12 protein-coding genes are annotated in these 12,155 nt (G+C 62.6%); 6 read left to right on the top strand and 6 right to left on the bottom strand.

Translation table 11 applies throughout. The features are described 5' to 3' along the window. The first annotated feature begins 78 nt into the window (after positions 1–78). From D1012_RS19690 to pcaF, 3 genes are read left to right on the top strand one after another with little or no spacing between them, the layout of a single operon-like run. Entirely contained in the window at positions 79–813 is a 735-nt protein-coding gene (locus D1012_RS19690; protein ID WP_118155840.1) for a 3-oxoacid CoA-transferase subunit A, read from the top strand. Continuing rightward, the gene (locus D1012_RS19685) at positions 810–1,481 is read left to right on the top strand and encodes a 3-oxoacid CoA-transferase subunit B (RefSeq protein ID WP_118155839.1); all 672 of its coding nucleotides are present in this window, start codon (positions 810–812) and stop codon (positions 1,479–1,481) included. The genes D1012_RS19690 and D1012_RS19685 overlap by 4 nt, the downstream gene beginning before the upstream one ends. Positions 1,482–1,496: 15 nt before the next feature. After that, entirely contained in the window at positions 1,497–2,696 is a 1,200-nt protein-coding gene (gene pcaF / locus D1012_RS19680; RefSeq protein WP_118155838.1) for a 3-oxoadipyl-CoA thiolase, read from the top strand. Between the two features lie 39 nt (positions 2,697–2,735). On the opposite strand, the gene D1012_RS19675 is transcribed toward pcaF, so the two are convergent. From D1012_RS19675 to mutY, 6 genes are all read right to left on the bottom strand, one after another. Beyond that, positions 2,736–4,118 carry an ATP-binding cassette domain-containing protein gene (locus D1012_RS19675; RefSeq protein WP_118155837.1) on the bottom strand — a complete coding sequence of 461 codons (1,383 nt, stop codon included), beginning with the start codon at positions 4,116–4,118 and terminating at the stop codon, positions 2,736–2,738. Next, a complete protein-coding gene (locus tag D1012_RS19670) occupies positions 4,115–4,888 on the bottom strand; it encodes an ABC transporter permease (protein ID WP_118155836.1) in 774 nt (257 codons plus the stop codon). The genes D1012_RS19675 and D1012_RS19670 overlap by 4 nt, the downstream gene beginning before the upstream one ends. Then, positions 4,885–5,829 carry an ABC transporter permease gene (locus D1012_RS19665; RefSeq protein ID WP_233517204.1) on the bottom strand — a complete coding sequence of 315 codons (945 nt, stop codon included), beginning with the start codon at positions 5,827–5,829 and terminating at the stop codon, positions 4,885–4,887. The genes D1012_RS19670 and D1012_RS19665 overlap by 4 nt, the downstream gene beginning before the upstream one ends. Beyond that, a complete protein-coding gene (locus D1012_RS19660; RefSeq protein WP_118155835.1) occupies positions 5,826–7,325 on the bottom strand; it encodes an ABC transporter substrate-binding protein in 1,500 nt (499 codons plus the stop codon). The genes D1012_RS19665 and D1012_RS19660 overlap by 4 nt, the downstream gene beginning before the upstream one ends. Positions 7,326–7,497: 172 nt before the next feature. After that, positions 7,498–8,634 carry an alkane 1-monooxygenase gene (locus D1012_RS19655; RefSeq protein ID WP_118155834.1) on the bottom strand — a complete coding sequence of 379 codons (1,137 nt, stop codon included), beginning with the start codon at positions 8,632–8,634 and terminating at the stop codon, positions 7,498–7,500. A 49-nt stretch (positions 8,635–8,683) separates the two neighbouring features. Next, positions 8,684–9,730 carry an A/G-specific adenine glycosylase gene (mutY, locus tag D1012_RS19650; RefSeq protein ID WP_118155833.1) on the bottom strand — a complete coding sequence of 349 codons (1,047 nt, stop codon included), beginning with the start codon at positions 9,728–9,730 and terminating at the stop codon, positions 8,684–8,686. Positions 9,731–9,811: 81 nt separating this feature from the next. Between mutY and D1012_RS19645 the strand changes: the two genes are divergently transcribed. Genes D1012_RS19645 through D1012_RS19635 form a run of 3 tightly spaced genes read left to right on the top strand, consistent with a single transcriptional unit; the run spans position 9,812 to position 12,155 of the window. After that, on the top strand, positions 9,812–10,351 hold the full coding sequence (locus D1012_RS19645) for a DUF721 domain-containing protein (protein ID WP_233517203.1): 540 nt from the start codon (positions 9,812–9,814) through the stop codon (positions 10,349–10,351). Next, positions 10,351–11,034, top strand: a complete 684-nt coding sequence (locus D1012_RS19640; RefSeq protein WP_118155831.1) for a DsbA family protein — start codon at positions 10,351–10,353, stop codon at positions 11,032–11,034. The genes D1012_RS19645 and D1012_RS19640 overlap by 1 nt, the downstream gene beginning before the upstream one ends. Beyond that, entirely contained in the window at positions 11,031–12,155 is a 1,125-nt protein-coding gene (locus tag D1012_RS19635; RefSeq protein WP_118155830.1) for a CaiB/BaiF CoA transferase family protein, read from the top strand. The genes D1012_RS19640 and D1012_RS19635 overlap by 4 nt, the downstream gene beginning before the upstream one ends.

Genomic DNA, 12,155 nt, shown 5'->3' with positions numbered 1-12,155 from the left:
AAGTCGGTCTCTCCGCTACCCCACACCCACAACAAGTCCCCGAATGCGGGATATGACCTGCCCCGATGGAGATTCCTGATGGACAAAACCCTTCCCAGCCTCGCCGCCGCAGTGGCTGGCATTGACGACGGCATGACCGTGATGATCGGCGGCTTTGGCGGCTCAGGCGCCCCGATCGAACTGATTCACGCCCTGATCGACCGCTTCCGCGAAACCGGCCACCCGAAGGATTTGGTGGTCGTCAACAACAATGCGGGCAATGGCCATGTGGGTCTGGCAGCGCTGATCGAGGTGGGGATGGTCGCCAAGCTGATCTGTTCTTTCCCGCGCTCGGCCGATCCGGTGGTGTTCACCGAACGCTATCTGGCGGGCAAGATCGAGCTGGAGCTGGTGCCGCAGGGCACGCTGGCCGAACGCATCCGCGCCGGTGGCGCGGGCATTCCCGCATTCTATACCCCAACCAGCTTTGGCACCGATCTGGCCAAGGGCAAGCCGGTGGAGGTGTTCGAGGGTCGGTCGTATGTACAGGAACGCTGGCTCAAGGCCGATGTCGCCTTGGTCAAGGCGCATCATGGCGACCGCCTGGGCAACCTGACCTACCGGATGGCGGCGCGCAATTTCAATCCGCTGATGTGCATGGCCGCCGCAACAACCATCGTGCAGGTGTCGCAGATCGTCGCCCCAGGTGCGATCGACCCCGAGTCAGTCATCACCCCAGGCATCTTTGTGCAGGGCGTGGTCGAAGTGCCTCACCCGCAGCAGGAAGAAGACCTGAACCGCGCCAAAGCGGTCTATCCGGAGCCCACAGCATGACCCTAAAACTCACCCCGACCCAGATGGCATGGCGCGCGGCGCAGGACATTGCCGATGGCGCTTATGTCAATCTTGGCATCGGCTTTCCCGAAATGGTGGCAAAATTCCAGCCGCCGGGGCGCGAGGCGATCTTTCACACCGAAAACGGCATCCTCGGCTTTGGCGAGGCCCCTGCCGCGGGGTCAGAGGACTGGGATCTGATCAACGCCGGTAAGAAAGCCGTGACGATCAAGCCGGGCACCGCGTTCTTTCACCACGCCGACAGCTTTGCCATGGTGCGCGGTGGGCATCTGGATGTGGCAATTCTGGGCGCTTATGAAGTGGCGGAAACCGGCGATCTGGCGAACTGGTCCACCGGACCGCGCGGGGTGCCTGCCGTTGGCGGCGCGATGGATCTGGTGCATGGTGCCAAGACGGTTGCCGTGATCACCGATCACGTGACCAAGGATGGCAAGCCGAAACTGGTGCAACGCTGTTCCCTGCCGCTGACCGGGGTGGGATGCGTCACCCGCATCTACTCCAGCCTTGCCGTGATCGACATTGTTGACGGCCACTTCGTCCTGCGTGAAAAGCTGGCATCACTGTCGGTCGAGGACTTGCAGGCGCTGACCGGCGCCACCCTGCACCGCGACGGCACGGTGACCGATCTTGATGTTCCTGCACTGTAAAAGGCTGATCCGATCATGACCGAGGTTTTCATCTGCGACTACATCCGCACCCCGATCGGGCGCTATGCGGGCAGCCTTGCCACCGTGCGCCCCGATGATCTGGGGGCCGTGCCGTTGCGCGCGCTGATGGCGCGCAATGCTGGCGTGGATTGGGAGGCGGTCGATGACGTGATCTTTGGCTGCGCCAATCAGGCGGGCGAAGACAACCGCAACGTCGCGCGCATGTCGCTGCTGCTGGCGGGCCTTCCGGTCGGGGTCAGTGGCACCACCATCAATCGGCTGTGCGGCTCGGGCATGGATGCGGTTCTTATGGCCGCGCGGACCATCGCAGCGGGCGAATCTGACCTGATGATTGCAGGCGGGGTCGAGAGCATGAGCCGTGCGCCTTTTGTCATGCCAAAGGCGGGCAGCGCGTTCAGCCGCGATAATGCGGTTTATGACACCACCATCGGCTGGCGATTTATCAACCCTGCCATGCACAGCGCCTATGGCACGGATTCGATGCCGCAGACCGGGCAAAATGTAGCCGATGATTATGGCATCAGCCGCGAGGCGCAGGATGCCATGGCGCTTGCGTCACAAACCAAGGCGGCGGCCGCGCAGGCCAACGGGCGACTTGCCGCCGAGATCACGCCGGTCACCATTCCGCAGCGCAAGGGCGATGCGTTGGTGGTGGACAGCGACGAACACCCCCGCGCCACCACCCCCGAAGCTTTGGCCAAGCTCAAGCCGTTGTTTGCCAATGGCTCGGTGACCGCGGGCAATGCCAGCGGTGTGAATGATGGGGCGGCGGCCCTGATCCTTGCGAATGCAGAGGCGGCAGCCAAATACGGGCTGACACCAATTGCGCGCATTCTGGGCGGGGCCACGACAGGTGTGCCGCCCCGGATCATGGGCATCGGCCCCGCACCCGCCTCGCAAAAGCTGCTGGCGCGGCTGGGGTTGACCCCCGCCGATCTGGATGTGATCGAGCTGAACGAGGCGTTTGCCGCGCAGGGTCTGGCAACGTTGCGCGCGCTTGGCGTTGCCGATGACGATCCGCGTGTGAACCCGAATGGCGGTGCCATCGCCCTTGGCCATCCGCTGGGCATGTCGGGCGCGCGCATCACCGGAACCGCAGCGCTGCAACTTGCGCAGACCGGCGGGCGTCGCGCGCTTGCCACGATGTGCATCGGTGTCGGCCAAGGTATTGCGATCGCGCTGGAGCGGGTCTGAGCTGACCTTGTATCCCCGGCAGAACTGCCGGGGCCATTTCTATTGCGCTGACAGCTCGAGCATCTGATCGCTGACACTGTGCAGCAAGGCCCGGTCATGGCTGACGAAAACAATCGCCATGTCACGTTCGGCGGCAATCTCTGTCATCAGACGCACGGTTTCTGCCTGCGTCACCGGATCAAGCCGCGAGGTCGGCTCGTCCGCAAACAGGAACACCGGATCAAGCAGCAAAGCGCGCAGCAGGGCGATCCGCTGCAACTCTCCCCCTGACACACCAGAGGGCAGGCGCGTCAACAGGCTGGGCGAAAGCTTCAGCCGGTCCAGCAACGGGGCAACGCGCTTGCGGTCAATGCGGTGCAGGGCGATCAGGTCATCCAGCCCCTGCCCCAGCGTGATCCGCGCCGGAAAGGCGGCTGGCGGATCTTGCCACAGTTTCTGAAAGCCCAGCTTTGGTGCGCCCGGATCGCGCCAGAGCGTTCCTTCATACGGCAGCAGACCCAGAATTGCATTCCCCAAACTGGATTTGCCGCAGCCCGAGGGACCAAAGATGCCCAAGGTCTGGCCGCGAGACAGGCTGAAACCAACCGGGCGGAACAATGTGCGGCCTGCCCGCGATACCGTCACGTCGGTGGCCCGGACCAGAACAGGCTGCACGGATGGCGGAACGCGGCGGGGCCAATTGGCAGGATCTGCGGCAATCAGGGCGCGGGTATAGGGGTGTTGCGGCGCGGTCAGAATGCGCGCAGCGGGGCCACGCTCTACCACTGTGCCGCCCTGCATCACCAGAATTTCACCCCCCAGCCCTTTTGCAAGGGTCAGATCGTGGGTGATCGTCAGCAGGCCGCCGCCTTCCAGCCCCTTTCTTAACAGGGCCAGCACATCATCGCGCCTGTCAGCATCCAGGCCCTTGGTCGGCTCATCCGCCACGGTGATCGCAGCGCCGCCGGCACGTGCGGCGGCAAAGGCCAGACGCTGCGCCATGCCACCCGACAGTTGCCAGGGGAATTTGTCACCCGCCGCTTCCAGCCCCAGTGCGGTCAGATCGGCCTTTGCCCTGACAGCAGGCTCTGACGCGGCAGCCACCAGATCATGCACCTCTGCCACCTGCTGCTGACCGCGCATCAACGGGTCGAGGGCAAGCCACGGTTCCTGCGGCAATACCGCGATACGACGGCCCCACAGCACCCGGTTGCCTTGCGGGCGGGCAGGATCAAACGTGTCGCCCCCCACCGTCAGCGTGCCAGAGCCGTCGAGCCCTTTTGGCAGTGTGCCAAGTATCGCTTGCGCCAGCAGGCTTTTGCCCGATCCGCTCTCGCCCAGAACGGTCACCGCCTTTCCCATTTCAAGGGTCAGCGAGACCGGATCAACCAGACGATCAGACCCGGCATGAACGCTGATGTCTTTGGCAACAAGCAATGTCATCTGCGATCTCCGGCAATCAGGTTCAGCGCCAGCAGCAGCGCAAAGCAAGCCAGAACCGGCTGCATCAGGGCAAAGGGGGCCTCGCGCCAGCTGGGTAACAGCTCGACCATCATCAGGCCAAGCTCTGGTGTCGGCGCGCGCATGCCGACACTGACAAAGCCAAGAGCGGCAATGGCTGCGATGGCATTGCCCACCCCAAAGGCCGAAGCGGTGCGCAGCATCGGGCCGATTTCTGGCCAGAGGATCCGGCGGAAAATCCAGACCGGGCCAAAGCCTTGCAAGGTGGCGGCCTCGACAGCGGGGCTGGCGAGATGGCTGCGCGCGGCATTGCGGGTCAGGCGAAAGAACTCGACCCATTGCACGGCGGCCAGCCCGGCCCAGAACGCAAGCGCGGTAGAGGGCAGGATCACCCCCATCATCAGCACCATCAAAAGCGCGGGCAAGGCGAGCACAGAGTCGGCCACAAGCGCCAGCCCCCGGTCCAGCCAGCCCCCGCGCCAGCTTGCCAACGCCCCCAGCCCGATGCCGATGACCGCCGCCGTTGCCGTCGCCGCAAAGGCCAGCAGAAGCGACAGGCGCAGCGCATGTGCAAGGCGTGAAAACATCGACCGGCCCAGATGGTCATAGCCAAACGGCGCAGCAGCATCCGCCCCTGACAGCGCTTTCATCAACGACTGCTTGAACGGACCGACCGGGTCAAACAGCGGGCCCATCAGGGCGAACAGGATCAGGGCGGCCAGAACGGACCAGCCGATATGGGCCGCGGTCATGACTGCACCCCGCGCGGGTCAATGCGACGCACGATCAGATCAATGATGGCGTTGAGCAGGACAAAGCCCAGGCCCATCACCAGCGCCGTCCCCTGCACCATCGGAACATCGCGGTGAAACACGGCATGGATCAAGGCATGCCCGATCCCCGGCCATCCGAAAATCGTTTCCACCACCACCACACCTTCGACCAGCAACACGAATTGCAGGCCCAGATAGGTCACCACCGGCGCGCCGATATTGCGCAACCCGTGACGGCGCAGCACCTCCCCGTCGCTCAGCCCCTTGGCGCGGGCAAAGGCGTAGAGCGGGCTGGCCGCAACGCCCGCCATCGCGTCGCGCGTGATCCGGGCGGATGCGGCGGCCAGACCCAGCGCCAGCGTCAGCGCAGGAAGGACAAAATGCGCAAGGCTGCCATGCCCGGCGGCGGGCAACAGCCGCATTTGCACCGCAAGCAGAATGATCAGCAGAAGCCCCAGCAAGAACTGCGGCACGGCCCGGAAACTGGCGGCCACCACCAGCAACGCCCGGTCAAACCGTCCCCCGGCATGCAAACCGGCGCAGATCCCCAACGGCGGCCCAATCAGCAGCGACAGGACAATCGCCGCCAGCGCCAGTTGCAGACTGGCCCCCAGCTGATGCGTGATTTCGTCCCACACCGGTTGCCCCGAGACAAGCGACTGCCCAAGGTCCAGCCTTGCCAGCCCGCCCATCCAGTGCAGAAACTGGGTGACGGGTCCGGCATCAAGGCCAAGTTCGGCACGCACGGCATTGGCCAGATCGGCATTCACCAGATCATAGCCATAGCGCGCCGCAGCGATGCGGAATGCCATGTCGCCGGGCATGGCCTGCATCATCAGAAAGGACATCACGCCGACAACCAGCGCCACGCCCGCCGCCTGCATCAGGCGGAAGGCGATTGTATTCAGCGCGGTGTTCACTCGACAAACTCCGCCGATTTCAGGCCAAAGCTGCGCTCATAGGGGTCAATCACGATGCCTTTCACGGTTTTCGAAATGGCTGCGGTCTGCTGATACCAGGCGATCGGCAGCACCGGCAGTTCGGCATGAAGTGTCGCCGCCAACGCTGACTTTTCTTCATCGGCACCACCCTCGGCCGCCATCTTCTTGACCGCAGCCGTAAAGCCGGCATTGTCCCAGCCCATCGCGCCCCAGTCGCCAGTCGGGGCATAATCCTGCATCAGTGTGCCGACAGGATCGGGAACCAGCGCAAAGTTGCGGGCAAACAGGGCCAGTTGCAATGTTCCGTCGGTATGCTTTGCCGGAATTTCAGATGAGTTGGTCGAATTGATCGTGACCGCGATGCCGACATCCCGGAAGAACTGCTCCAGCACGGCGGCGGTCAGTGGCAGTTCTGGTCGGTCGGGATAGGTCAGCAACTCGACCTCAAAGCGCTGACCGTCCTGTTCCAAAATGCCATCCGCACCGGGCAACCAGCCTGCGGCCGCAAACGCAGCCCTGGCCGCCTCGGCGTCATAGGCCAGCGGCTCCAGCGCCTCGTCATGCCACCCACCCATCGCGGGCGGGAACATCTGACCTGCCGCCGCCGGATAGCGCAGCACAGCCTGCGCCAACCCGTCGCGGTCAATCGCAAGCGACAAGGCGCGCCGCTCTTCGACTGTATCAAAGAAGGGTGAGGCGGCATTGAGTTTGAGCAGCAAAACGCGGGGCAGCGAAACCGATTGCACTGTCACGCTATCGACCGACCCAAGCCGGGCAAACGACGCCGGATCAAGGTTGACCACCAGCTCGGCATCGCCGGATTCAGCCATCAGTGCCCGTGTTTCCGCCCGCGTAACGGCGGTGTAGTGCACGGCTGGAACCTTGGCGGCGCCGCCCCAATAGGCATCGTAACGCTCGGCCTCCAGTGTCAGTGGCGGTTCCAGTCTTGTCACCTTGAATGCCCCGGTTCCGATCAGACCGACGACACTGCCATCGGCAGCATAGGCTGCGGGGGCCAGAATGCCGGTACGGTACTCGGCCAGAAAGGCGGGCAGAGCAGCAAAAGCCTCGGTGAGGGTGATCTCCACCTCGTCGCCTTCTGCCCTGATCGAAGAAATGGGCGCGCGTGTCAGAATACTCTCTTTTGATTTTGACCAGTTCAGCGCGGTCGCGGCTGCATCTGATGTCAGGGCGGTGCCATCGTGGAAGGTCACACCCGGCCGGATGTGAAAGCGCCAGGACAGCTTGTCGTCAGACACGCTCCAGCTGTCAGAAAGACCGGGCAGCAAGGCACCGTTTTCATCGGCATTCACCAGCGTTTCCATCACATCCATCTTGAGAAAGATATCACCTGACAGAACCGGATCAGCCGCCTTGATCTCGAACGGGGCAGCAACGTCCAGCGCTGCCGGATCAGCCAGAGCTGCAACGGGCAACAGAGCGGACAGGACAAGCAGGGATAGGGGGCGACGCATGGCGCTCTCCGTTATGTTATACAATAACGCGCCTGATAAATGGGGAACGATCGGCCCGCAAGCCGTATTGCGCAGCGCAATATATGGTTTTGCATTTCTGTCAGAATATCTCCACTCTGGAGATCAGTAACAAAGCCAATCGCTTGTCGCAGATTTTCCTAAGGCAGGACCATCACCGGGGCGGCGGATTCAGCGCCTTGTTATAGGGCTTCCAGTCCGTGATATCCGGATAATGAAACTTGCGCCACGCCCGCACACGGGGGTTCATCATCCGCCGCCACCACAGCGGGTTCATCGCAATAAACACCATCAGCGGATAACCGAGCGGCAGCTGCGGAGCCTGATCTTCGTCATAGGTCTGCAACAACGGAAAGCGCCGGTCGGGCTTGAAATGGTGGTCCGAATGGCGCTGCAGGTTGATCAGCAACCAGTTTGACGCGGTGTGTGATGCGTTCCAGCTGTGATGCGGTTTGACATGTTCGTACTTGCCCTCGCCCAGATGCCGCCGGGTCAGGCCGTAATGTTCGACGTAATTCACCGCCTCCAGCTGCCAGATCGCGACGGCGGCCTGATAGACAAACAGCCCAAGACCGGCCCAACCGCCAAGGGCCATGGCAAGCGCCAGCATGCCCGCCTGCAAAGCGGCATAGCGCCAGAACGGGTTGCTGCGATGCCACCACGGCAGTCCGCGCCGCGCCAGCATCGCCACTTCGGCCCGCCAGGCGGAGGCCGGGCTTTGGCGCAGCACACGCGGGAAAAAGCGGTGGAACCCCTCGTTATAGCGCGCGGTCACCGGGTCGCGGCAGGTGCCGACATAGATATGGTGCACGCGCAGATGCTCGGACCGGAAATGCGAGTACAACACTGACGCCAACAGAATATCGGCCAGCCAACGCTCCAGCTTGCTTTTCTGGTGCATCAGTTCGTGGCTGTAGTTGATCCCCACCGTGCCGGTGACAATGCCGATGCCAAAGAACAGCACCCCCAGCTCCAGCCCGGACAGATGGCTGGTATGGGTCGCATACCAGATGGTGCCAAACAGAATGACCAGCTGGATCGGCGGCCAGATCAGCGTCAGCAGCTGATACCAGAACAGCATGGCATCGGGGGTTTCCGGGTCGGCGTTGCCCTCGTTCCGCCCGGTCAGCGCATCGAGCGACGAATAGATCACCAGCGAATAGGCCGGAACCAAAGCGGTGTACCATCCGCCGAATGTCGCCCCGATCAGCGCCAGCGGCACGATGCCCAGCGTCAGCCAGAATGGCATGGCCTGCACAAATCCGATCTTCTGGCGCGGGTGGTCTGACATGATTAGCCGTTTGTTTTCAGGCAGACGATCTGCCAGCGGGGGGAATATCTCAAGGGGACAAACTGTCCCGCCAGCGATCATAGGCTTTGCGCATCACTGTTGGCAGGTCGGCGGGGCTGAAATCACGGCGCGAGACAAAATGCCCGCGCGATACGACCGACCCGGCTGGCAGTTCAGCGGCTTGCAGCGTCAGGTACAGGTGAAAATGGGTAAATGTGTGGCGAATTTCGCCAATCTCGCTCCAGTCGGCGGCGGCAGGGGCCTCACCTCCGGCCCCATCCCACCCGTCGCCGGGAAATCCCAGCATCCCGCCCAACAAACCTGTGTCGGGACGGCGTTGCAGGAGGATCATGTCACTTTGCGTCGCAAGCCAGAGCGTGCCGCGACGCACCGGCTTTTCCACCTTTGGCAGCTTGCGGGGCAGTTCGGCCTGAATACCCGCATCCCGTGCAGCACAAGCGTGGCTCCAGGGGCAAATCCCGCAAGCAGGGTTGCGAGGGGTACAGATGGTGGCGCCAAGATCCATCACGGCCTGCGCATAGTCACCAGATCGCGTTTCAGGGGTCAGCGAGGCAGCCAGCGCGGTGAGTTCGCCCTTGGCGACAGGAAGCGGTGTGTTCACTGCAAACAGCCTCGCCATCACCCGCTCGACATTGCCATCCACCACCGTCGCCGCCTCGTCATAGGCAATCGCGGCCACCGCCCCTGCGGTGTAGGGTCCGATGCCGGGCAGGCTAAGCAAACCATCGCGCGTTCCGGGAAACACGCCGCCATGATCCGCGACCACCGCGCGCGCGGCTTTCAGCAGGTTGCGGGCGCGGGCGTAATAGCCAAGGCCCGCCCATTCGGCCATCACATCCTCATCCCGCGCGGCCGCGAGGTCGGAAACGGTGGGCCAGCGGGCGGTAAAGCGGTGGAAGTAGTCCTTGACCGCCGCAACCGTGGTCTGTTGCAACATCACCTCGGACAGCCAGATCCGGTACGGGTCTGGCACTGCGCCGGCCTTGCGGTCCTGCGGTGAGACCCGCCACGGCATGACCCTGGCATGACGGTCATACCAGCGTAGCAGCAGGTCGCTCAACTCGGCGTCACGCAATCTTTATACCCTTTGTCCTGTCTTGCCTCTGGCGGCGCTGTCCTGACGGGATAAGATAGCAACAGAGTCACAGGATACCAGATGGCCCGCAACACGACCCCTTACCAGAGCCAATCGCGCCGGATGCGCGGGTTTGAACCGGCCTTCGGGCTGATGAAAGACCCTGTGCGCACGGCAGGGGAATCGCGCGGCTTTGCCATTGCACGGCTTTTGACCCATTGGACAGAGGTTGTGGGCGAAGATCTGGCCAAATGCACCCGCCCGGTCAAGGTTGGTTATGGCCGCGACGGCTTTGGCGGAACGCTGACGCTTCTGACCACCGGGCCGATGGCGCCGATGATCGAGATGCAGAAAGAAGTGATCCGGACCAAGGTGAACGCGATCTATGGCTACAACGCCATTTCGCGCATTCTGCTGACACAGACCGCCCCCATCGGATTTGCCGAAGGTCAGGCCGAATTCATACCCGCCCCAAAGGCCCCGCCTGCAACCGACCCGGCCATAAAGGCCGAGGCGAGTGAAACTGTGGCCCCGATTCATGACCCCGGCCTGCGCGCGGCGCTTGAAGCGCTGGCCGAAAACATCCTAAACCGTCGCAAGACGACAGAAGGCGAGAAATAATGTCAAAGAAAACCATTCTGGCCGCATCGGCCCTTGTCATTGCAGGCGGCTTTGGCCTGTGGTCGATGACATCCGGAAATGTCAGCCAGACACTGTTGCCGGTTTCCAGCGCACAGGCGCAGGAAACGGCCCCGGCGGCTGAGGCACAAACGGTTGAAATCAAGGACATGACACTGGGTCCGGTCGATGCCAAGGTGACGCTGATCGAATATGCGTCCTACACCTGCCCGCATTGTGCGAATTTCCACGCCAATGTCTTCAAAGATCTCAAGAAAGAATACATCGACACCGGCAAGATCCACTTTGTCTACCGCGAGGTGTATTTTGATCGCTACGGCCTATGGGCAGCCATGGTGGCCCGCTGTGGCGGAGACATGAAATACTTCGGCGTGCAGGAGATGCTGTACAAGGACATGCAGGCCTGGACCGCTTCGGATGATCCGAATGTGGTGGTCGGCAATCTGAAGAAGATTGGCCGGACGGCTGGGATGGACGATGCACAGCTTGATGCCTGCATGCAGGACGGTGCTACGGCACAGGCAATGGTCGATCACTATGAAACCATGATGAAAGAGTATGAGGTGCAAGGCACCCCGACGCTGATCATCAACGGCACCAAACATGCAAACATGTCTTATGCCGATCTGAAAGCCATCCTTGACGCAGAGCTTGCCAAGGAATGACCACGCCGCTTGCTGGAGTGAAGGTCATTGAACTGGCCCGCATTCTTGCGGGCCCGTGGGCCGGTCAGACCCTGGCCGATCTGGGCGCGGATGTGATAAAGGTCGAGGCCCCCGAAGGTGACGATACCCGTCGCTGGGGGCCGCCGTTCATCGAACGGGACGGCGACCGGTCTGCCGCCTATTTCCATGCCACCAACCGGGGCAAGCGGTCTGTCATCTGCGATTTCCGCACGCCCGAGGGGCAGGATATGGTGCGCCGCATGGTGGCCGATGCAGATGTGGTGATCGAGAATTTCAAGGTGGGGGGGCTGGCCAAGTATGGGCTGGATTACGCCAGCCTGCAAAAAGTAAACCCGCGCCTGATCTATTGCTCCATCACCGGCTTTGGTCAGGATGGCCCCTATGCCCATCGGGCAGGGTACGATTTCATCATTCAGGGCATGGCCGGGTTGATGAGCGTGACCGGCGAACCGGATGGCCAGCCGCAAAAGGTCGGCGTGGCCGTCACCGACATTTTCACCGGGATCTATGCGGCGACGGCCATTCTGGCGGCCCTGCACCAGCGGCACAGCTCCGGCATCGGTCAGCATGTCGATATGGCGTTGATGGATGTGGCAGCGGCAACCATGGCCAACCAGTCGATGAACTATCTGACGACCGGCATCGCGCCGAAAAAGATGGGCAATGCCCACCCCAATCTGGCGCCCTATGCGGTCTTTGACTGCGCCGATGGCTGGCTGATCCTGGCCACGGGGAACGATGGCCAGTATCAGCGTCTGTGCACGATCCTCGGGCTCGGCGATATTGCAACTGCGCCGGACTTCCTCACCAACGCCGACCGGGTGCAGAACCGGGAGGCACTGACCATCAGGCTGACCGCAGCCACCCAGACATGGACCAAGGCCGATCTGCTGGCCGCCTGCGAAGCGGCAGGGGTGCCTGCCGGGCCGATCAATGATCTGGGGGAAGTGTTTGCCGACCCGCAGATGGTGGCACGCGGCATGCAGATCTCTCCCGATGGCGTGCCGGGCGTTCGGTCCCCGTTCCGCTTTTCCGGAGCCAACCTTGCGCTGGACCGCCCGGCACCGAAGCTGGGCGAGCATCAGGCCGAAGTCGGCTGA

The sequence above is a fragment of the Pseudotabrizicola alkalilacus genome (genome assembly GCF_003443995.1).
GTDB classification, from domain to species: domain Bacteria; phylum Pseudomonadota; class Alphaproteobacteria; order Rhodobacterales; family Rhodobacteraceae; genus Pseudotabrizicola; species Pseudotabrizicola alkalilacus.
The sequence above is the reverse complement of the archived record's forward strand: the minus strand, read 5'-3'. Positions and strand labels throughout refer to the sequence as shown.